Origin of the sequence: Aurantimonas coralicida DSM 14790 (assembly GCF_000421645.1) — a bacterium.
GTDB lineage: Bacteria > Pseudomonadota > Alphaproteobacteria > Rhizobiales > Rhizobiaceae > Aurantimonas > Aurantimonas coralicida.
Window position 1 is genome coordinate 60711 of record NZ_ATXK01000007.1, and the last position, 19759, is coordinate 80469.

At 65.8% G+C, this 19759-nt stretch carries 19 protein-coding genes, 1 tRNA gene and 1 pseudogene; 8 read left to right on the forward strand and 13 right to left on the reverse strand.

All coding sequences use genetic code 11. The annotated features are described in order from the left end of the window. Positions 1-107 precede the first annotated feature (107 nt). From phnC to H536_RS0115080, 6 genes are all read left to right on the forward strand, one after another. Positions 108-965 (forward strand): phosphonate ABC transporter ATP-binding protein, encoded by an 858-nt coding sequence (gene phnC, locus H536_RS0115055; protein WP_024351262.1) that lies wholly within the window; start codon positions 108-110, stop codon positions 963-965. A 39-nt stretch (positions 966-1004) separates the two neighbouring features. Then, positions 1005-2000 (forward strand): phosphonate ABC transporter substrate-binding protein, encoded by a 996-nt coding sequence (phnD, locus tag H536_RS0115060; protein ID WP_024351263.1) that lies wholly within the window; start codon positions 1005-1007, stop codon positions 1998-2000. A gap of 104 nt (positions 2001-2104) precedes the next feature. Beyond that, on the forward strand, positions 2105-2926 hold the full coding sequence (gene phnE, locus H536_RS0115065; protein ID WP_024351264.1) for a phosphonate ABC transporter, permease protein PhnE: 822 nt from the start codon (positions 2105-2107) through the stop codon (positions 2924-2926). 82 nt (positions 2927-3008) lie between these two features. After that, the gene (locus tag H536_RS0115070) at positions 3009-4148 is read left to right on the forward strand and encodes an alpha-D-ribose 1-methylphosphonate 5-triphosphate diphosphatase (protein ID WP_024351265.1); all 1140 of its coding nucleotides are present in this window, start codon (positions 3009-3011) and stop codon (positions 4146-4148) included. Between the two features lie 235 nt (positions 4149-4383). Then, the gene (locus H536_RS0115075; protein ID WP_024351266.1) at positions 4384-5058 is read left to right on the forward strand and encodes a class I SAM-dependent methyltransferase; all 675 of its coding nucleotides are present in this window, start codon (positions 4384-4386) and stop codon (positions 5056-5058) included. Between the two features lie 361 nt (positions 5059-5419). Further along, entirely contained in the window at positions 5420-6709 is a 1290-nt protein-coding gene (locus tag H536_RS0115080; RefSeq protein WP_024351267.1) for a PQQ-dependent sugar dehydrogenase, read from the forward strand. A gap of 140 nt (positions 6710-6849) precedes the next feature. Here H536_RS0115080 and H536_RS0115085 read toward each other — a convergent pair whose 3' ends face one another. The 4 genes and pseudogenes from H536_RS0115085 to H536_RS22700 form a co-directional block, all read right to left on the reverse strand. Further along, positions 6850-7332, reverse strand: coding sequence for an Hpt domain-containing protein (locus tag H536_RS0115085; protein WP_024351268.1), 483 nt, complete (start codon positions 7330-7332; stop codon positions 6850-6852). A 253-nt stretch (positions 7333-7585) separates the two neighbouring features. Beyond that, positions 7586-8314 (reverse strand): IS21-like element helper ATPase IstB, encoded by a 729-nt coding sequence (gene istB / locus H536_RS0115090; RefSeq protein WP_024351269.1) that lies wholly within the window; start codon positions 8312-8314, stop codon positions 7586-7588. Next, a complete protein-coding gene (gene istA, locus H536_RS0115095) occupies positions 8314-9813 on the reverse strand; it encodes an IS21 family transposase (protein WP_024351270.1) in 1500 nt (499 codons plus the stop codon). Before istA ends, istB begins: the two co-directional genes overlap by 1 nt. Positions 9814-9929: 116 nt before the next feature. Further along, a pseudogene (locus H536_RS22700) lies at positions 9930-10231 on the reverse strand (IS21 family transposase); the annotation flags it as partial. A gap of 187 nt (positions 10232-10418) precedes the next feature. Between H536_RS22700 and H536_RS0115105 the strand changes: the two are divergent. Beyond that, the gene (locus H536_RS0115105; RefSeq protein WP_162142669.1) at positions 10419-11675 is read left to right on the forward strand and encodes a plasmid recombination protein; all 1257 of its coding nucleotides are present in this window, start codon (positions 10419-10421) and stop codon (positions 11673-11675) included. A gap of 486 nt (positions 11676-12161) precedes the next feature. Here the strand turns inward: H536_RS0115105 and H536_RS0115110 are convergent, their stop codons facing one another. The 3 genes from H536_RS0115110 to H536_RS0115120 all read right to left on the reverse strand — a co-directional run bounded on the left by H536_RS0115110 (position 12162) and on the right by H536_RS0115120 (position 13538). Next, entirely contained in the window at positions 12162-12962 is an 801-nt protein-coding gene (locus H536_RS0115110; RefSeq protein ID WP_024351273.1) for a metallophosphoesterase, read from the reverse strand. After that, positions 12959-13375, reverse strand: coding sequence for a hypothetical protein (locus H536_RS0115115; protein ID WP_024351274.1), 417 nt, complete (start codon positions 13373-13375; stop codon positions 12959-12961). The genes H536_RS0115110 and H536_RS0115115 overlap by 4 nt, the downstream gene beginning before the upstream one ends. Positions 13376-13461: 86 nt before the next feature. Next, a tRNA-Ile gene (locus H536_RS0115120) sits at positions 13462-13538 on the reverse strand. Between the two features lie 169 nt (positions 13539-13707). Between H536_RS0115120 and H536_RS0115125 the strand changes: the two genes are divergently transcribed. After that, complete coding sequence (locus H536_RS0115125) at positions 13708-14457, forward strand: SIMPL domain-containing protein (RefSeq protein WP_024351275.1); 750 nt, start codon at positions 13708-13710, stop codon at positions 14455-14457. Between the two features lie 73 nt (positions 14458-14530). Here the strand turns inward: H536_RS0115125 and H536_RS22705 are convergent, their stop codons facing one another. From H536_RS22705 to rpoD, 6 genes are all read right to left on the reverse strand, one after another. Continuing rightward, positions 14531-14881 (reverse strand): hypothetical protein, encoded by a 351-nt coding sequence (locus H536_RS22705; protein WP_024351276.1) that lies wholly within the window; start codon positions 14879-14881, stop codon positions 14531-14533. 191 nt (positions 14882-15072) lie between these two features. Beyond that, positions 15073-15696, reverse strand: a complete 624-nt coding sequence (locus tag H536_RS0115135) for a GNAT family N-acetyltransferase (protein ID WP_024351277.1) — start codon at positions 15694-15696, stop codon at positions 15073-15075. Continuing rightward, positions 15693-16100: a ketosteroid isomerase-related protein gene (locus H536_RS0115140; protein WP_024351278.1), complete on the reverse strand. Its 408-nt coding sequence runs from the start codon at positions 16098-16100 to the stop codon at positions 15693-15695. Before H536_RS0115140 ends, H536_RS0115135 begins: the two co-directional genes overlap by 4 nt. 47 nt (positions 16101-16147) lie before the next feature. Continuing rightward, the gene (locus H536_RS0115145) at positions 16148-17017 is read right to left on the reverse strand and encodes an SDR family oxidoreductase (protein WP_024351279.1); all 870 of its coding nucleotides are present in this window, start codon (positions 17015-17017) and stop codon (positions 16148-16150) included. A 135-nt stretch (positions 17018-17152) separates the two neighbouring features. After that, complete coding sequence (locus H536_RS0115150; RefSeq protein ID WP_024351280.1) at positions 17153-17446, reverse strand: HlyU family transcriptional regulator; 294 nt, start codon at positions 17444-17446, stop codon at positions 17153-17155. A gap of 258 nt (positions 17447-17704) precedes the next feature. After that, complete coding sequence (gene rpoD / locus H536_RS0115155) at positions 17705-19702, reverse strand: RNA polymerase sigma factor RpoD (protein ID WP_024351281.1); 1998 nt, start codon at positions 19700-19702, stop codon at positions 17705-17707. Between the last annotated feature and the right edge of the window lie 57 nt (positions 19703-19759).

The following is a 19759-nucleotide window of genomic DNA, read 5'->3' on the forward strand; positions in this document are numbered from 1 at the left end:
GCTTCGATGCTGCCGAGCGGCTGTCATCGAACGTTTAGAAAGTCGTCATCGCACCCACATGGAGCGCTCCTAAGAGTCACCCGTCGAGACGCTGGACGGGAGCCCGCATGAGCGCCATAGCGATCAAAGACCTGTCCAAGCGCTTCGCCCTGAAGCAGGCGCTCGACAAGGTCAGCCTGACCATTGCCGAAGGCGAAATGGTCGCGCTGATCGGCGCGTCCGGTTCCGGCAAGTCGACGCTGATCCGCCATATTGCCGGCCTCGAACGCGCCGACCGCGGCACCGGATCGAGCATCGCGCTGTTCGGCGCACCGATCCAGTCCGACGGCCGGCTCGGCGCCGGCGCGCGCGCCATGCGCCGCGAGATCGGCGTCATCTTCCAGCAGTTCAATCTCGTCTCGCGGCTGCCGGTCATCACCAATGTCCTCCTCGGCAATCTCGGCCGGATTCCGCGCTGGCGCGGCACGCTCGGCTGGTTCTCGCGCGATGAGAAACTTGCGGCGCGCGCCGCGCTCGGCCGCGTCGGCATTCCGGAAGTCGCCTGGCAGCGCGCCTCCACCCTGTCCGGCGGCCAGCAGCAGCGCGCGGCCATCGCCCGCTGCCTCGTGCAGAAATCCCGCGTCATCCTTGCCGACGAGCCGATCGCCTCGCTCGATCCGGCCTCGGCCCGCCGCGTCATGGACGTGATCGCCGAGATCAACCGCACCGACGGGATCACCGCCGTCGTGTCGCTGCATCAGGTCGAATATGCCCGCCGCTACTGCCCCCGCACCATCGCGCTGCGCGGCGGCGAGGTCGTCTATGACGGCCCCTCCCACGCACTGACCAACGCCTTTCTGACCGAGCTCTACGGCGCGGATTCGGAAGAGCTCGTCCTGCCGGACGCACTGCCGGTCGACGCCGACAGGCGCGTCCGGGCAACGAAGCAGGCGCCGGTCACCGCACCGGCGCTCGTGCCGGCCTGAAGTCACCACGACAGCCAAACGCAACAGGGGAACAACGCCATGAACATGGTTCTTCGCACACTCGCCGCCGCCACGATGGTCGCCGGCATCTCGACCACGGCCCTTGCTCAGGACGAGCTCGCCTTCGGCATCATCTCCACCGAGAGCCAGCAGAATCTGCGGCCGAAATGGGAGCCGTTCCTCGCCGACATGGAAGAGAAGACCGGCCTCGCCGTGAAGCCCTTCTTCGCGTCCGACTATGCCGGCGTCATCGAGGGCATGCGTTTCGACAAGGTGCAGCTCGCCTGGTACGGCAACAAGTCCGCCATGGAAGCCGTCGATCGCGCCAATGGCGAGATCTTTGCCCAGACCGTCGATATCTCCGGCAATCCCGGCTACTGGTCGCTGGTGCTCGCACCGAAGGACTCGCCGCTCGAGAAGGTCGAGGATCTCCTGACCTGCGACCAGTCGCTGAATTTCGGCCTCGGTGACCCGAACTCGACCTCCGGCTATCTCGTCCCGATGACCTTCGTCTTCGCCGCCAACGGCGTCGACCCGAAGGAGTGCTTCAAGAACGTCACCAACGCCAACCACGAGACCAACGCCATGGCCGTCGCCAACGGCCAGGTCGATGCGGCGGCGAACAATACCGAGAGCCTCGCCCTCATCGAGAAGAACAATCCGGACGCCTTCGCCAAGATCAAGGTGATCTGGAAGTCGCCGCTGATCCCGGCCGATCCGATCGTGTGGAACACCAACCTGCCGCAGGAGAGCAAGGACAAGATCAGGGAGTTCTTCGTGACCTACGGCACCGACCAGTCGACCGGTGACGTGGCCCACGAGAAGGAAGTCCTTGCCGGCCTCGAATGGGCGCCCTTCGTCGCATCCACCAATGACCAGCTCCTGCCGATCCGCGTGATGGAACTGTCGAAGACGATCGCCCAGATCGAGGCCGACGAGTCCCGGAGCGCCGAGGAGAAGACGGCCGAGATCGAGAAGCTCGAAGCTGAAAAGGCCGGCTACGAGAAGAAGATCAAGAGCGCTCCGCAGAGCTGACGCGTCACGCGGCGACGGGCCCTGCCCGCCGCACGCTTCGCCACACCCCTCCGGCCGGCACCGTATCCAGGCGCCGGCCGGTTTCGCCGATCACAGGATGCCCGATGACCGACGACGCGGTTTCTCTCTCGCGCCCCGCTGCCCCCGACCTGAATGCCGGCCGCGACTGGTCTCGCAGTGCCTGGAACGCGGTGATCTGGGGCGGGCTTGCGGCCGCCCTTCTGTGGAGCTGGGCACCGGCCGAGATGGGTCGCTGGACCTATCTCTTCACCGATGCCGACAACATGGCGCAATACGCCGCCGGCTTCGCCAATCCCGACTTCACCGACTGGCGCTACTACGCCGAGGAAATGGTCGTCACGGTGCAGATCGCCCTGTGGGGCACCGTCCTGTCCGTGTTGCTCGCCATCCCCTTCGGCATCCTGTCGGCGCACAACATGGTGCCTTGGTACATCCTGCAGCCCTGCCGCCGGCTGATGGACTTCTTCCGCGCCATCCACGAGATCGTCTGGGCGGTGCTGTTCGTCGTCGCCGTCGGCCTCGGACCGTTTGCCGGCGTCATGGCGCTGTTCATCCACACCACGGGCATTCTCGCCAAGCTGTTCTCCGAGGCCGTCGAGGCGATCGACCCGCGGCCGGTGGAAGGCATCCGCGCCACCGGCGCGTCGAAGCTGCAGGAAATCGTCTTCGGGGTGATCCCGCAGGTGCTGCCGCTGTGGATTTCCTATGCGCTCTACCGTTTCGAATCCAATGTGCGGGCCGCGACGGTTCTGGGTGTCATCGGCGCCGGAGGCATCGGTCAGGTCCTGTTCGAGTCGGTCCGCGGTTTCTACTATCCGCAATCCGCCGCCATCCTGATCATCATCGTCCTGTCGGTGGTGCTGACCGACCTCCTGTCGCAACAGCTCCGTCGTTTCGTCACCTGAGGGTCGATGCCGCGCGCCCCGAAAAGGCAGCGGCCGGCGCCATTCTCCTCCCGCAAGCCCTCAACCCAGAAAATCACCCGACATGCCGCACGAAACAGTACTGACCAACGCCCGCATCGTCACCGCCGATACGGTGATCCACGGGCACCTGGTCCTGCACGGCGAACTGATCGCGGAGATCGGCGAAGGCCCGGCAAGGACCGGGCAGGACATGGACGGCGACACGCTCATCCCCGGCCTCGTCGAGTTGCATACCGACCATATCGAGGGGCATTTTATGCCGCGGCCGAAGGTGCTGTGGAACAAGATGGCCGCCATCCAGGCGCACGATACCCAGATCGCCGGCTCGGGCATCACCACGGTCTTCGACGCGCTGCGGGTCGGCACCGACGAGAACGCCACGCTCACCGCCGACGAAATGGCCGAGATGGGTGAGATGATCGGCAGGGCCGTCAACGAGGAACGGGTGCGTGCCGACCACTACATCCATCTGCGCTGCGAAGTTTCCGCGGCCGATGTCCTGGCAGGCTTTGCCGGATTGGCCGGCAATCCCCTCCTGAAGCTCGTCTCGCTGATGGACCATGCGCCCGGCCAGCGGCAATTCGCCGATCTCGAGGCGTACCGGACATATTACCAGAAGAAGCTCGGCCTCTCGGACGCCGCGTTCGAGAGTTTCAGCGGCGAGCGGCTGGCGCAGTCGACGGAATTCGCCGACCGACACCGCCGCGATATCGCCGAGATATGCCGGGAGCGCGGCATCGCGCTGGCGTCCCATGACGATGCGACGATCGCCCATGTCGACGAGGCCCTGGCGCTGGGTATGAGCATCGCCGAGTTCCCGACGACCCTGGAAGCGGCGTCCGCTTCGCGCGTTGCTGGTCTGCATGTCCTGATGGGCGCGCCGAATATCGTGCGCGGTGGCTCGCATTCGGGCAACGTCTCGGCAATCGAACTGCTTCGGCTCGGCCTCCTCGACATCTTGTCCTCGGACTACGTCCCGTTTTCCATGCTGCAGGCAGCCTTCCATCTCGTCGGCATTGGTGCGGCGGACTTGCCGGAGGCGATCAGACTGGTGACGCTGAACCCGGCGGAGGCGGTCGGCCTGACAGACCGCGGCAGCATCGCCGTCGGCCGGCGCGCCGATCTGGTGCGGGTACGCAGCCATCCCGGCGAGCCGCCGGTGGTCCGCTCCGTCTGGCGCCAGGGCAACCGGGTCGCCTGAGGCGTGCGCGGCATCCCGCTCCGGCCCGGATAGAACAAACGGCCCCTCGCGGTCTGTGCGGAGGCCGAATTCGCCTAATTGCAGGCAACTGCAAATCGCTTGATTAGAAGATGGTGGGGCCGGCATGCCTCGATCCACGCCAGATTTCCATCAGCAATGACAGTGACTTGCCGGCATGTGCTAACCTCCTGTTATGCAGGCGCTGCCTCTGCACCCGGAGACCTGAAGGTGTCACTTGTCGACGTTCTCTGATCCCGCCTCGGTTGCCCGATATGCAGAAGGTCCGGTGCGAATGGTGCCGGGCTTTCACCATTTGCAACGCATGGCAGCGCTGCTTCTTGCGGAGCGCGTGGATGCGGACGGTCATGTGCTCGTCCTGGGGGCCGGTGGCGGGCTTGAACTGAAGGCATTTGCCGAGTTCCAGCCCGGCTGGCGGTTCGACGGCGTCGATCCCTCGGCGGAGATGCTGAATCTGGCGAAGAGGACCCTCGGCCCCCTCACCTCGCGCGTTCGGCTGCATGAAGGCACCATCGATGTCGCGCCGGACGGGCCCTTCGACGGTGCCACCTGCCTCCTGACCCTGCACTTTCTGCCGCGAGAGGAGCGCTTGCGGACGCTGATCGCCCTCCGCAGGCGGCTCAGGCCCGGCGCGCCCTTCGCCGTTGCGCATCACAGCTTTCCGCAGGACCCGGAGCGCAAAGCACTTTGGCTGGAACGCTTCGCCGCCTTTGCGGTCATGTCGGGCGTGCCGGCGGCGCAGATGCCGGGCGCGATCGCGGCGATCGGCGACCGTCTGCCGGCCTTGTCGCCGGAAGACGACGAGGCCTTGCTTCGGGAGGCCGGCTTCGAGGACGTCGCGTTGTTTTACGCCGGGTTCACGTTCAGGGGCTGGATCGCCTACGCCCCCTGACCCCGGTGCCGAAGGTGGCGGGAAGGACGCTGTGAATGCCCCAGCCTGCGACATCGCCGGTACCGCCGGAGGACCAACTCTGGTTCTGGCCGTTCCGCGCCGACCCGTTACAGTCGTTTCCCGGCCAACCCCATATCGTTGAAAGCGGTCATGTCCCGGCTCGCGCACTCGAAGACGGTCTATGAACCGCCCTGCCAAACGGGCTTCGGCCCGGTCGCGCGATGTCGGATGGCCGGGCCCGATGCGGCAGCCCGAGACGCCTTGACGTCGGCGCATGTGATAGTGAAAACCGCATATCAGGGCCAATGCGCCACAGCTGTTGGTCCCCTCCATACATGCTCCTCGGACAAGGCGGTCGACTATGGGAATTCTCGCGAAGGCGACTGAAGTCGTGGGCGGGGCTGTCGCGCTCGTCAGGCGCCTTGGTTCTCCGTCGCATCAGGCCGTCGGGCTGACACCGCAGATTCCGGAGGCGCGAAAGCAGGGAATCATGACCTTGAAACTTCCCGCCGCAGAGGGCTGGAAGGAGGGGCGCCTGCCCATCTGCGCGCCGGGGCTTCAGGTCAATGCCTTTGCGTCGAACCTCGATCATCCCCGCTGGATCGAGGTTCTGCCCAACGGCGACGTCCTCGTGGCGGAGTCGAAGGAACAGCCGGAGCGGCCGCGCACCCTCATGGACCACGCTCAGCAGGCCACGATGCGCCGCGTCAAGGCGGTCGGCCGCAGCGCCAATCGCGTGACCCTCTGGCGTGACGCGGATGGGGACGGCGTCGCCGAGCGCCGCGAGGTCTTCGTGGAAAACCAGAACCAGCCCTTCGGCATGGCGCTGGTCGGCGACCGGTTCTATCTCGGGAACACGGACGGCATTCGGTGCTTCGACTACCAGCCAGGCGATACGAGCCTCACGGGCGGTGGTGAAAAGCTCGTCGACTTCAAGCCGCACGGGCACTGGACCCGCAGCCTGATCGTCTCCCCGGATCGGGCGAAAATCTACGCCGGCGTCGGATCACTGTCCAACATCGGCGACAAGGGGATGGCGGCGGAAGAGGGTCGCGCGGCGATCTGGGAACTGGACGTGGCCACCGGACAGGCGCGGATTTTTGCCTCCGGGCTGCGAAACCCGGTCGGCATGGCCTTCGAGCCGGTCACGGGAAAGCTCTGGACGGTCGTCAACGAGCGCGACGGGCTCGGGGACGAAACGCCGCCCGACTACCTTACGTCCGTCGAAGAGGGCGGGTTCTACGGCTGGCCCTATTGCTACTGGGGCAAGACCGTGGACGACCGTGTCACGCAGGCTCCGGACCTCGTCGCCCGTGCCATCCAGCCGGATTATGCGCTCGGCGGCCACACAGCATCGCTCGGCCTCTGCTGGATGCCGAGCGGCACCTTGCCGGGGTTCGGCGAGGGCATGGTGATCGGCCAGCACGGATCATGGAACCGCTCGACGCTCAGCGGCTACAAGCTGATCTTCGTCCCCTTCGCCAATGGCGCGCCGAACGGACCGGCTCGCGATATCCTGTCCGGCTTCCTGTCCGAGGACGAGAAACTTGCCTATGGACGTCCCGTCGGCGTGGCGATCGGCCCGGACGGCAGATCGCTGCTGATGGCGGACGATGTGGGAGACGTCATCTGGCGCGTGACCGCCGCCTGACGCGGCCGGTCGCCCCGTAGCGGTGATCGCGGAGGCCCGCGCCTTGAACGGAAAAGCATCGTCGGCCACCACTGATCCGCACGGCCGCGCTGTCGCTGATTTGGGCGGCCTGCATCCACAGGTCATCGGGCTGCAACGGGTCAGCGTGCGCCTTCCGCCAGTTCGCGAAGGACCGTTCGTGTGTCCCCTGCAATCGTCCAGGCTGTTTGCGCGGCGTCTTCGGCACGTGCCGGATCTCCGGTTCGGCAGGCCGCTTCGAGGGAGGCGAGAGCCGCATGCAGCGCCTGGGCGCCGACGAGGGCGGCGCTTCCGGCCAGACGATGCGCCTCATGCGCTGCCGCCTCGTGCTCGCCCTTCCGCATGGCCACCTGAAGCGCCGCGATTCCCTCGTCGAGATCCTTCGAAACACGGTGCAGAAGCTCCGTGAAACGCGCCGGCGCCATCATCGCCGCCAGTTCGTCAAGCGTGTCGGCGTCGAGGATCGGGGGGGCGCCCTCCCGCCTGTCGACGGCGGCCGCGTCCTTCGCGCCGGGGCTCGCGTTTCCCGCAACCGCCTTTTGCACGTCTGCGATCATCCTGGTCAGCCGCTCCATCCGGATCGGCTTGGTCAGGCAGGCCTGCATGCCCGCCTCCGCAAAGCGTGCCTGTTCCTCGGGGCGGGCATGGGCGGTCAGGCCGAAGATGGGCGCGTTGCAGGACGGCCCCTGCGAGGCGCGGATGGCGACCGTCGCCTCGATGTCAAACGGCCTTCAAAATTGACCCCCGATCGGCGTCCAAAATTGACCCCCTACGACGATGACTGCTTGCCCGGTCCGAGCGGATCGGAGCCGCAGGCGAAGAGGAGATCGGACCGGGCGCGTTCTGTGCTGGAAGGGCTCAGAGGCGGTGCTTGAAGCGCCAGCTCTCGTTGCCGGTTTCGACGATGTCGCAGTGGTGGGTCAGGCGGTCGAGCAGTGCGGTAGTCATCTTGGCGTCGCCGAAGACGGATGGCCATTCGCCGAACGCCAGGTTTGTCGTGACGATCACCGAGGTCTGCTCGTAGAGCCGGCTGATCAGGTGGAACAGGAGCTGGCCGCCGGACTGGGCGAAGGGCAGATAGCCGAGCTCGTCAAGAACGATGAAGTCCATCCTCGTCAGGTAGTCCGCCATTCGGCCCTGGCGGCCAGCACGCCCCTCAGCCTCGAGCCTGTTGACGAGATCGACGACATTGAAGAACCGCCCTCGGGCGCCGGATCGAATGCAGGCCCGAGCGATAGCGATGGCAAGATGCGTCTTGCCGGTGCCGGTGCCGCCGATCAGGACGGCGTTGCGCTGGTGGGCCATGAAGTTGCCGGAAGCAAGATCGCGCACCAGCGTCTCGTTGATCGGCGTGTCGTCGAAGACGAAGTCGTCGATGTCCCGGGCAAGCGGCAACTTGGCGATGGTGATCTGGTATTTGATCGAACGCGCCTGCTTCTCGGAGATCTCCGCCGTGAGCAGATCGCCGACGACACGGCTCGGCTCGTGCTGGCGCTTCACGGCGGTGGAGATGATCTCGTCGAAGGCTGCCTTCATGCCATAGAGCTTCAGCTCGCCCATGGCGCCGAGGATCTCGGAGCGTTCCATCACACTGCTCTCCTGAGGTTGTCGTAGCGGGCGCAATCAGCCGCCGGCTCGTGGTGAAGGCGAAGCGCGTCCGGGGTCATGATGGTGATCATGCGGGCGGGCTCGCGGGCTCTCGCCAGAACGTTGAGGATCACGTCCGCCGAGTGGACGCCTTCACCGAGCGCCTCCGCGCAGGCGGCCTCGACGGCAGGAAGTCCATCGCTCAGCACCGCGGTGAGGATGGCGACCATCTGGCGCCCGCCGTCAGGTGCAGTGCCGAGCTTGCGCCGGACGCGCTCCAGGCTCGCCGGCAGGATCCAGTCCTTGAACGGCGCGCCGTTACGCAGGGCGCCGGGCTTCCGCGCCAGAACCGGCACATAATGCCAGGGATCGTAGATCGTCTGGTCCCGGCCGAAGCAGCGGGGGTGTTCACCGACGACCCGCCCGTCCTGACGCAACTCGATGCGATCGGCATAGGCGCGGATCTCGACCGGGCGTCCGACGGCGCTGGCGGCGACGGAGTAGCGATTGTTGTCGAAGCGCACGAGACAGGTCTTCGATACCGATGCCGGCACCGCATGGAAGCCATCGAAGCGACCGCGATAGGAGACAAGCTTCGGCCGCTCGGCCTCGAACACCTCCCAGACCGTCTTGTCGCGGAACTCGGGATGACGATGGGCCTTGGCGAAGGCGATCGTGCGGTCGAGCAGCCAGGCGTTCAACTCCTCATAGCTCTTCACCCGCAGACGCGGCGCAAAGAAGCGCTCGCGCACCAGGCCGACCTGGTTCTCGACCTGGCCCTTCTCCCAGCCCGACGCCGGCGTGCAAGCCACCGGCTCCACCAGGTAATGACCGCACATCTGGAGGAAGCGTCTGTTGTAGGCGCGCTCGCGGCCGACGAAGATCGTCTCCACCGCCGTCTTCATGTTGTCGTAGATGCCGCGCGTGCAGGCGCCTTTGAAGAAGGCGAAGGCCCGGTCGTGGGCGTCGAACACCATCTCCTGGCTCTCGCGGGGATAGGCCCGCACGAACAGCATCCGCGAGTGGCAGAGCCGGACGTGGGCGACCTTCACGGTCACCGTCGTGCCGTTGATCAGAACGACCTCGTGGCTCCAGTCGAACTGGTAGGCTTCTCCCTGATCGAAGCTCAGCGGCACGAAGGCCGAGGCAGACAGCGAGGATTGATCGCGCTGCCAGCCACGGGCGTAGCGGCGGACCGCATCATAGCCGCCCTCGTAGCCCAGCCCACGTAACTCCTCGAACACCCGGATCAGGGTCAGGCGTTCTCGTGCCGGTCTGGCGTCATTGGTCGCCAGCATCCGGTCCAGCTCCGGCTGCCAGGCACCAAGCTTGGGCCTCGGCTGCACCGAGCGCTCATACTCGAAGGCCGTCTCGTTCGAGCGAACGACCTTCCGGACCGTGTTGCGAGAGACATGGAGCTCGCGGACAATCTCCTTGATCGTCCGGCCGCGCACGTAAAACTCGCGCCGAATGCGCGCAATTGTATCCACGCCCTTCATCCCCCGCCCGCCCGTCTTCCAGAGGAAAAAGCGGACTGTTCAGATGCTTCGGATGGGGGTCAATTTTGGACGCCGATAACCCCGCCTAGGGGGTCAAAATTGCACGCCGGATCACACTCCTGGCTCTCGCGGGGATAGGCCCGCACGAACAGCATCCGCGAGTGGCAGAGCCGAACGTGGGCGACCTTCACGGTTACGTCGTGCCGTTGATCAGAACGACCTCGTGGCTCCAGTCGAACTGGTAGGCCTCCCCCTGATCGAAGCTGAGTGGTACGAAGGCCGAGGCCGTCAGTGAGGATTGATCGCGTTGCCAGCCACGGGCGTAGCGGCGGACCGCATCATAGCCGCCCTCGTAGCCCAGCCCGCCCAACTCCTCGAACACCCGGATCAGGGTCAGGCGTTCTCGTGCCGGTCTCGCGTGGAAGGCATAGAGAGCACCATTCCCGGGTACGCGCCGAATTTACCGCTAGTAGGTTATGCTTCAGCCCCCGCCTTCCACCCCGAGTCCCCGTGCGCCATTCAACAGCCCGGAACGATGGGAGGGGTGTCGGCGCGAGAGTTTCGTCCGTTTTCTAACTTTCAGGAGCGCATTTTATCGTCGGGTCATGACAACATCATCCGACCTTACCACGAAGAGCAACCCCCGCGCGGCATCTGTGCGTATCGCAGGCCTTTCTCGCTGCAGGGCGAGGCGGCAGTTCACCCACGACCAGCGGCGCGGACCGCAGCCCAAATATGTTGATAGCGCTCGAACGCATCTCAATCGCGTTCTGATCGAGCCGAGATCAATTCGAGATATCACTGCGGAGGTCGAAGTGCTCAGGCAGGCAGCAGGCCGCAAGCGTTGTCTTCGAGCCGACGCGGCGGTTGTCACTGCCGGGATCGTGACGTTGGGGATCGAAGCTCAGAACTTCTTCGCCGGGCAAGTCATAGCCGTTCAAGACGCGATGATCCGCGCTACCGTGACAGCCGTCGCCGAACGGCTGCATACGACGGTCGAGAGCCTTGTGATCCACTGTGACGAGAGCGCTCCGCACGCGCATTTCGCGCTTCGCGCGGTAACCCACGACGGAATGCCAGTCAGCAAGATTGTCGACCGCTCCGTAACGTCTGAACTCCAGGACATTCTCTTCGAGACATTCGGGCTATACCTTCCGGGTATCGAGCGGGGCAATCGCAAGATTGATCGCATATCCGCGGGCGCTAACCCCAGCGAGACAATCAATCGAACGGTCCGAGAGCTGCATCTGGATTTGCCAATCGAGCGCGATCTCCTTCTCGAGGAGAACAATGCATTGCACGCGGAAAACGCCGCATTGTGGGCGGAACACGCTGTATTGCGCGACGAGAAGGAGGCCCTCGCAGCAGCCAAACGAAACCTCTCCGCTGAGGTTGAGGAAAAGCAGCGAGAACTCGCTGATCTTGGCAAGCGGAACGAGATTGCTCGAGGCGAAGCCTCCGACGCCAAACAACGTATCACAGCTGCCGAGGCAGTCGTTCAGCTTCAGCAGAAGGCGTTAAAGGCTTTGAAAAGCGAAGGGCAGCGCGAACGTGACGCTCAAGCGCGCGACCGTGATCGAGTTAATAATCTCGCACGGGAGCACGACTCTCTCCGACTCGGGATTGAGAAGTGTATCGACGGGACGTTCAAGATCGCTTTCGAAGTCGACGGCACGGCTCATATTGTCTGGGGTCAAAATCGAATGAATCGAGCGCAATGGGCTGCGATTAAGCCGCAGATCACACCTGGACTGCGGCTTCTTCTCCCGCTTATCGCCTCCGTCTGTCAGATCCCGGTCGGCGGCATGCTGGGTCACGACGGCGAGCATGCCGGGCGAGGTTTCCAACCCGGTAACAAGTGATCAATGACGTGCTCCCCCTTCGGAGCATGGCGGACGCCCTGGACCGTGATGCGCCAGCGGGGCTTGCTCTTCAGTGAGCTGGTGCACCGGTCGCGGCCCGGATCCGCCAACAGACAAGCATGCTCAGCGCGTCCTGCCGACCGGGCCGCTCGGCAACAGGACCGGGGATTGGGGGCTACAGCATAGGGAACCCGATGGAGGCCTTGGGGGTGCGGCAATCGAATTGGCACTCAGGTTTCGGAAATCACCCCAGTTCCGGATCGATCGTGTCCTCCGTGGCCTCATCTTGTTCCGCCTTTGTCGGGCTCTCGAGATTGGCGCCAACTCGACGACTGCTTGGGGTCGATAAAGGTGACATGATCTATCGAGATCATCAATGAAGAGGTGCGTTCCGAGCGGTCCAGCCACCGTCGATCCGCCGTCGACGCGCTCTGTGGACGGCAACCGAGTTGGATCTCCCTGATGACGATGCTGGGTGTTCTAGACTTAGCCTGCAACGCCCAGAACCCGGTTCGCATAGAACCCCGCCCGCTCATCGGCACGGCCAAGCGGGTTTGAAACGATCCGTGTGTGTCCAACCCTGTAGTCACGGGCCGCATGGATATGCCCGTGGATCCAGATCCGTGGCCGCCACGTCTCGATCGCAGGCTCGAGGTCCGACGCGTAACAATGGTCCAGCGGGTCGTGCGGCAGCGCCAGGGAGCGCAGGCTCGGCGCATGATGCGTGACCACGATCGTACGACGTGGAACGATGTCACCGGCGAACGCGTCGGCGAGGAACCGGCACGAGGCACGGTGCCAGGCGAGCGTCGTCGCCGGCGTGATCCGCCGCGAGCGCCGGGTCGACGAGATGCGGTGGATGAAGCGGTAGTCGTTCATCCCACGTCTTGCTGCCGCATGGGCCTGCGCGCGGCTGACGTGGTTGTGCGACCGCAGATCGGTCCAGAGCGTTGCGCCGAGGAATGTCAGGCCATTGATCGTCGCGGCCTCGTCGGACAGGAGCGTGATCCCGAACCTGGCGGCCAGGTCACGACCCGCCTGAAGCTCCTCCTCGACGGTAAAGCCATACGGCGAGCCATCGCGGTACCAGTCGTGATTGCCGGGGACATAGATCGTCGGCACGCCGGCAAACCGCTCTCCCAGCCATTTGAGCGAGGCCGTCAGCCTGCCGGCGCAGTCGCCCGCAACAACGGCAATGTCGAACGCCGCGGTGATCTCGCTCGCCGGATCGAAGGAGCGGCCGCCGTCATTCTGGTGAAGGTCCGACAGGACGAGCAGCCGTGTCATGCCGGCCCTCCATGGTCAGGATCCATGAAGCCGTGGTTCCTTGCGAACTCTGCGAGCGCCGCCCGTCCGAGAACACGCCGTTCGAGGGCAAGATCGGCGAGCGCCTCAATCGCGGCCCGGTGCCGTCGCACGAGAACGATCGTCTCGGCATAGAGCCGTGCCAGCCGACGGTGGACGGCCGCGCCGTCGATCTGTGCGCCATGCACGAGCGTGCCGCCGAACCCGAGGGAGGTCTCCGCATTCGCAACGATGCGGGTCACCTGGGCAAGGTCGGAACTGGCAGAGCCACCGGCTCCTGCCGAGGGCGAGCCAAGAATGACCTCTTCGGCGGCACGACCGGCGAGCATGCAGACCGCCTCCCTGACGACATCACCGGGGAGCCCCTCGAACGACGCCTCCGAATCATCTTCCATGTTATGCACGATGTTATGCAGTTCGGGCTCTGTCGAGTCCGAATTCGCGCAAACTGGCAAGCGATTGCAATTACTTAGGTAGCTTTTGGTGGGCCCGGCAGGACTCGAACCTGCAACCAAGCGGTTATGAGCCGCCGGCTCTGACCAATTGAGCTACAGGCCCGCCGGGGATGGGCGTAGCGCAAAGGCTGGCGCCACTCAAGCGGGAGCGCGGTAGGCCGGTGATGTGGTGAGGGTTCTGCGGGCGCCTGCAGATGATTTCGTGTTGACGCCGCAATGCGACCATAGAAGAGCGGTCCCTGTCACCTTCCATCAACGGAGAGTCAGCGTCCATGAACCGCCGCTTTAGTCCCCTGATCGCCACCCTGATTCTCGTCGCTTCGCCGGCCGCCGCGCTGGCGCAGGCCGGCGGGCCGCAGCCCGCCACAGAGGCGGCCGCGCGCACCCTCGTCGTGACAGGAACCGGCGAGGCCCGGGCGAGGCCCGACGTTGCCATGACCAGTTTCACCGTGCTGCGCTCGGCCAAGACCGCACGCGAGGCCCTCGACGCGGCCAATGCCGCGATGCGGGAAGTGACGTCCGGCATGCGGGCGCTCGGCATCGCGGACCACGACCTGCAGACCTCCGGCTTCTCGATCAATCCGCAATATCGCTACGACAACCAGAATGACGGTACCCAGAAGCCGCCGGAGATCGTCGCCTACGAGGTGCGCAACAGCCTGACCGTGCGGGTGCGCGACATTGCGAAGCTCGGCGAGATCCTCGACCGGGCGGTGACGCTCGGGGTCAATCAGGGCGGCGAGATCAGTTTCGACGTCGCCGAGCCGCAGGAGGCGCGCAATGCGGCGCGGCAGGAGGCGGTTGCGGACGCCATGGCCACGGCGAAGGTGCTCGCGGAGGCGGCGGGCGTGACGCTCGGCCCGGTTCGCGAGATCAGCGAAAGCGGCGGTCAGATGCCGCCGCAGCCCATGGGCCGGTCGATGAAGATGATGGCGGCGGAGGCGGCGCCCAGCGTTCCGGTCGAGACCGGCGAGAACAGCTTCGATGCCAGCGTGCGCATGGTGTTTTCCATCGCCGACTGACACGCCGCGGTCCGCGCGGCGGACAGGGCAGCGGCCCCGCCCCGGCATCTTCCGGGCGCGGAGGCCGAGAGGGTCAGCGGCGGCGGAAGCTGATCACCGGGCAGCCGCGCTCGCGGGCAAAGCGGACCACGGCGCGGTGGCCGCGCGAGTGACCGGCGACGACGACGGCGCGACGGTTGGCCCGGCGGACATGGGCCCGGTGGACGCCCATGTTGCGTGCCTTGCGCACGGCGCGGCGCGGCGAACAGGCGACACGGCCGTGGTGGCCGCGGCGGACATGGCGCACGGGCTGGGCTGCATGGCCGGAGCCGATGGTGACGCCGAAGCGCAGGCCATCGGCGGCGGCCGGGGCGGTGGCGGTCGCGACACCGCCGGTGGCGAGCGCGGCAACGACACAGATCGAGCGGGCGAAAGACTGGAACATCGGGGCGTCTCCTCTTTGGGGTCCGGCGGGCAGACACGCCGCCTGGACCGCATTGGCCGAAGTCCGATCGCAAGGCCGCCGGACAGCGTGCGGCGGAAGGAGCGATCGCCTCCCCGCCCGTTCGGCAAGGAGTGACCCGAGATTAGGAGAGCGGGACTGAACGCTGCCGGAACCGGCCGTTCATCGACGGTTCAGCCGGCATCCGCCAGGATGGCGCGCATCCAGAACTGCATGGTCTTGTCGGTCTCGGCCGCCTCGCCGAGATCGCGCCACGCCATGGTCGCCGTCAGGCCAGGCACCGGCCGATAGCCGCGCTTGTGCCAGAAGTCGTCCAGCGGCCGGTAGTCCGCGGGCCGCGCCGGATGGTCGACGGGCCGCTCGACGGCGCAGAAGGCAGTGACGGCAAAGCCCTGTTCGGCCGCGGCCGCCTCACGGCCGTCGAAGAAAAGGTGGCCGATGCCCCTACCCCGCCATTGCGGATCGAGGACCGATTCGCCGAGATAGAAGACGCCGGCCGGGTCGATGCCGTGGGCGGCGAAACTCGCGGCGAGCTGCGGCTGGTGATCGCCCAGCGGCGCCGCCGTCGCGGCACCGACGAGCCGGCCGTCCCCTGCCCGTGCGGCGACGATCACCGCCCCCGGCGAGGCGGCATAGGTGGCGAGGTAGCGCCGCTCGTAGTGGCGGTCGCCCTCATAGAGATAGGGAAAGGCGCTGAAGACGGAGATCCGCAGACCCGCCAGCTCGTCCAGCACGGCCTCGGCGGCCGCGCCCTGCAGCGTTGCGACCGACAGGCCCCCGGTATCGTCCCGCGTCATCGCGCCGAGACAGCCGCGATCCAGGCCTTGAGATTGTAGTAGGTGGTCACCCGCGTGATCTTGCCGTCGTCGATCTCGAAGAACTGGCCGGCGGGCACCGCGTAGCGCTGGCCGTTCGCTTCGGGCAGGCCCGGGGCGGTCGCCAGATATTCGCCATGGACGGTATATTCGGCGGCCGCGCGGCCGGAGTTCGCTGCGGTCATGACGACGATGTCGCTCAGCGTCTCGCGGTAATGGCGGGCCATCATGGCGAGAAAGTCGCGGAAGGCGGCGTGGCCGATCTCGCGGCCGCCCTCGTTCAAATCATGGGCGACGTCCTCGTGCAGGCAGTCGAGCATGGCGCTCCAGTCGCTGGCATTGAAGGCCGCGAGATAGCGCTCGATCAGCGCCGCATTGTCGTTCATCGGAAGGCTCCGTCGGTTGGGCTGGGTCGGTTGCGGCGGGCTCGGGTTCAGCCGAGCAGGCGCTGCAGCTTGGTCGGAAGCGATTCGATCACCGCGTCGGGCACGAAGAAGTCCGCGACCGGATCGCCGCCGCCCTCAGGTCCGTAGACCGAGAAATCGGTGACGCCCGTCTCGCGCAACAGCACCTCGTCGATGAAGAATTTGCCGGTGCACTCGCGCGACGGCCGGGTGAGGATCGCATGGGCGGCATCGGCGACGATCTGCGGCGAGCGGCTCATGCGGGCCATCTGGTCGCCGCCCAGAACGTTGCGGACTGCCGCGGTGTCGATGGCGGTCAGCGGCCAGAGCGAGTTGACCGCGATGCCGTCGCGGCGGAACTCCTCGGCCATGCCGAGGGTGCACATGGACATGCCGAACTTCGCCATGGTGTAGGCGACGTTGTTGCGGAACCATTTGGGGTCCATGTCGAGCGGCGGCGACAGGTTGAGGATGTGCGGGTTCGCCGCCGTCTTCAGATGCGGAATGCAGGTCTTCGAGACGAGGAAAGTGCCCCGCGCATTGACGCCGTTCATCAGGTCGTAGCGCTTCATCGGCGTGTCGAGCGTGCCGGTGAGCTGGATCGCCGAGGCATTGTTGATGCAGATATCGATGCCGCCGAAGCGGGCGACCGCCTGGTCGACCGCGGCCTGCACCTGGTCCTCGTCGCGGATGTCGCAGACGACGGCGAGGCCCTTGCCGCCGGCCGCCTCGATTTCCTCGACCGCGGTGTGAATGGTGCCCGGCAGCTTGGGATGCGGCGTGTCGGTCTTGGCCGCCACGACGACATTGGCGCCGTCCGCCGCCGCCTTCAGCGCGATCGCGAGGCCGATGCCGCGCGAGCCGCCGGACATGAAGATGGTCTTGTTTCGAAGTGTCAAGGTTGGCCTCCCCGTTCGCCTGACCGGCGGGACATCATCATACTCGCCGGCACGTGTCGACCGCCGCCCCAAGGGCGCGTCGGGCCGTGGCGGTCGCTCCCCGGCAGCGCGCGCTCACCCTGCCGAGGTCCGGCATCAACCGGCGAAGATCGCCTCGCCCTGCTCGTCGATCACCTGCCGCCCCTTCATCAGCGCGAAGCGGGCAGCTTCCTCCTCGCTCTGGAACAGATCGGCGCGCACCAGCCGGTGCGTTCGGATCTCGCCGTCGATGGTCCGGGTGATGGTGGCGCAGAGCCGGAACTGACCGTCCTCGGCGATCGGCGTCGCGGCGATGTGGAACCCGTCATAGGTCTCTTCGGCCGCAACCCGCGCCGGCTTCGGCGCGGACGGTGCGGAACCTCCGCCGAACAGCTTCTTGAGAAAGGACATGGCTCTCCTTCGCGCGCTGGTGGCACCGGACGCATCTGCGCCGTCGACAGGAGGAGATAGCGGCCCTGCCGGTTCGGCAAGCCCGGGCGGGTGTCGGCCATGTCATGGAAGGAGATTGTGCCGGGCTGAGAGGGACCGTGCGGCACCAGCCTGGAGCGGGTGCAGGGCTGCCGCAAGGCAGCAGGCGGGCATCGGCGCCGCCAACGAAAACGGCGCGCCGGCCCGGATGTCCGGAACCGACGCGCCGCCGATGATCGATCAGCTGTCGAGGAAGGAGCGCAGCTTGCGCGAGCGGCTCGGGTGCTTGAGCTTGCGCAGCGCCTTGGCCTCGATCTGGCGAATACGCTCGCGGGTGACCGAGAATTGCTGGCCGACCTCTTCGAGCGTGTGATCGGTGTTCATGCCGATGCCGAAGCGCATGCGCAGCACGCGCTCCTCGCGCGGCGTCAGCGAAGCGAGGACGCGCGTGGTGGTCTCGCGCAGATTGCCCTGGATCGCCGCATCGATCGGCAGGATGGCGTTCTTGTCCTCGATGAAGTCGCCGAGATGCGAATCCTCCTCGTCGCCGACCGGCGTTTCGAGCGAGATCGGCTCCTTGGCGATCTTCAGGACCTTGCGGACCTTCTCCAGCGGCATGGCCAGCTTCTCGGCCAGCTCTTCCGGGGTCGGCTCGCGGCCGATCTCGTGCAGCATCTGGCGCGAGGTGCGGACGATCTTGTTGATCGTCTCGATCATGTGTACCGGAATACGGATGGTGCGCGCCTGATCGGCGATCGAACGGGTGATCGCCTGCCGGATCCACCAGGTGGCGTAGGTCGAGAACTTGTAGCCGCGGCGGTACTCGAACTTGTCCACCGCCTTCATCAGGCCAATGTTGCCCTCCTGGATCAGATCCAGGAACTGCAGGCCGCGATTGGTGTATTTCTTGGCGATCGAGATGACGAGCCGGAGATTGGCCTCGACCATCTCCTTCTTGGCCTGCCGGGCCTCGCGCTCGCCCTTCTGCACCATGTGGACGATGCGGCGGAACTCGGTGATCTCGAGACCGGTCTCGGTCGCCAGATTCTGGATCTCCTGGCGCAGACGCTTGATCTGCTCCTTCTCGGCCTGGACAAACTTGAGCCAGCCCTTGCCGGACAGATTGGCGATGTGCCGCGTCCAGTTGGGATCGAGCTCGGTGCCCTGGTATTCGTTCAGGAACTCGTCGCGCTTGACGCCGTGGGATTCGGCCAGCCGCAGCAGACGGCCCTCATTGCCAACCAGCCGCTTGTTGATGTCGTAGAGCTGGGCGACCAGCGCATCGATGCGGTTCTGGTTCAGCGACAGGCTCTTGACCGCCGTGATCAGCTCTTCCTTGAGCTTCTTGTAGGACCGCTCCTGGCTCGGCGACAGGGTGCCCTGCGCGGCGAGACGGTTCTCGACCTGCTGGTCCTGCAGCTTGCGCAGCCGGCGATAGGCGTCGGCGATCTGGTCGAAGGTCTCCATGACCTGCGGCCGGATCTCGGCTTCCATGGCGGCCAGCGAGAGGTTGTTCTCGAGGTCGTCGTCCTCCTCGTCCTCCTCCTCGCCGGGCGCGCGGGCACCGGTCGAATGGGGCGGGCCGTTGGGAACGCCGCTCACCGAGCCGTTGGAGCCCTCCACCGCGGGCGGCGTCGGGGTCTTGGCCTCGGGGCCGGCATAGGTCGCCTCGAGATCGACGATCTCGCGCAACATGATGTTGCCTTCATTGAGCTCGTCGCGCCAGATGATGATGGCCTGGAAGGACAGCGGGCTCTCGCAGAGGCCCGCGATCATCGTCTCGCGGCCGGCCTCGATGCGCTTGGCGATGGCGATCTCGCCCTCGCGGGACAGAAGCTCGACCGAGCCCATCTCGCGCAGATACATGCGCACGGGATCGTCCGTGCGGTCGCCGGCTTCCTTCTTGGTGGTGGTCGCGACCTGGGTGCGGCCGGTCTCGGCGACCTCGGTCGATTCGGAGGACTCGGACTGTTCCTCGTTCTCGCCCTCTTCGTCGCTCTCCACGACATTGATGCCCATATCGTTGAGATTGGTCATCATGTCCTCGATCTGCTCGGAGGTGACATCCTCCGCCGACAGCATCGAGTTGAGCTTGTCCATGGTCACGAAGCCGCGCTTCTTGGCGGCCTTGATCATCTTCTTGACAGCGTCATCCGACAGGTCGAGCAAGGGTCCATCGGGAGCACCCTCGTTCCGCTCCTCGATCGGTGCCTCGCTTTCCTTGGCCTTGATCGCCATGCGTGTCATTCTCCAATTCGCGCGTACCGCGCTGTCCGCCGTCGCGGACCGCGGACG

What these genes read in the sequence shown, in the direction of transcription:
- phnC (WP_024351262.1), top strand. Translation starts at nt 108, where the DNA reads ATGAGCGCCATAGCGATCAAAGACCTGTCCAAGCGCTTCGCCCTGAAG.
- phnD (WP_024351263.1), top strand. Translation starts at nt 1,005, where the DNA reads ATGAACATGGTTCTTCGCACACTCGCCGCCGCCACGATGGTCGCCGGC.
- phnE (WP_024351264.1), top strand. Translation starts at nt 2,105, where the DNA reads ATGACCGACGACGCGGTTTCTCTCTCGCGCCCCGCTGCCCCCGACCTG.
- H536_RS0115070 (WP_024351265.1), top strand. Translation starts at nt 3,009, where the DNA reads ATGCCGCACGAAACAGTACTGACCAACGCCCGCATCGTCACCGCCGAT.
- H536_RS0115080 (WP_024351267.1), top strand. Translation starts at nt 5,420, where the DNA reads ATGGGAATTCTCGCGAAGGCGACTGAAGTCGTGGGCGGGGCTGTCGCG.
- H536_RS0115085 (WP_024351268.1), bottom strand. Translation starts at nt 7,332, where the DNA reads ATGCAGGCCTGCCTGACCAAGCCGATCCGGATGGAGCGGCTGACCAGG.
- istB (WP_024351269.1), bottom strand. Translation starts at nt 8,314, where the DNA reads ATGGAACGCTCCGAGATCCTCGGCGCCATGGGCGAGCTGAAGCTCTAT.
- istA (WP_024351270.1), bottom strand. Translation starts at nt 9,813, where the DNA reads ATGAAGGGCGTGGATACAATTGCGCGCATTCGGCGCGAGTTTTACGTG.
- H536_RS0115105 (WP_162142669.1), top strand. Translation starts at nt 10,419, where the DNA reads ATGACAACATCATCCGACCTTACCACGAAGAGCAACCCCCGCGCGGCA.
- H536_RS0115110 (WP_024351273.1), bottom strand. Translation starts at nt 12,962, where the DNA reads ATGACACGGCTGCTCGTCCTGTCGGACCTTCACCAGAATGACGGCGGC.
- H536_RS0115115 (WP_024351274.1), bottom strand. Translation starts at nt 13,375, where the DNA reads ATGGAAGATGATTCGGAGGCGTCGTTCGAGGGGCTCCCCGGTGATGTC.
- H536_RS0115125 (WP_024351275.1), top strand. Translation starts at nt 13,708, where the DNA reads ATGAACCGCCGCTTTAGTCCCCTGATCGCCACCCTGATTCTCGTCGCT.
- H536_RS22705 (WP_024351276.1), bottom strand. Translation starts at nt 14,881, where the DNA reads ATGTTCCAGTCTTTCGCCCGCTCGATCTGTGTCGTTGCCGCGCTCGCC.
- H536_RS0115135 (WP_024351277.1), bottom strand. Translation starts at nt 15,696, where the DNA reads ATGACGCGGGACGATACCGGGGGCCTGTCGGTCGCAACGCTGCAGGGC.
- H536_RS0115140 (WP_024351278.1), bottom strand. Translation starts at nt 16,100, where the DNA reads ATGAACGACAATGCGGCGCTGATCGAGCGCTATCTCGCGGCCTTCAAT.
- H536_RS0115150 (WP_024351280.1), bottom strand. Translation starts at nt 17,446, where the DNA reads ATGTCCTTTCTCAAGAAGCTGTTCGGCGGAGGTTCCGCACCGTCCGCG.
- rpoD (WP_024351281.1), bottom strand. Translation starts at nt 19,702, where the DNA reads ATGGCGATCAAGGCCAAGGAAAGCGAGGCACCGATCGAGGAGCGGAAC.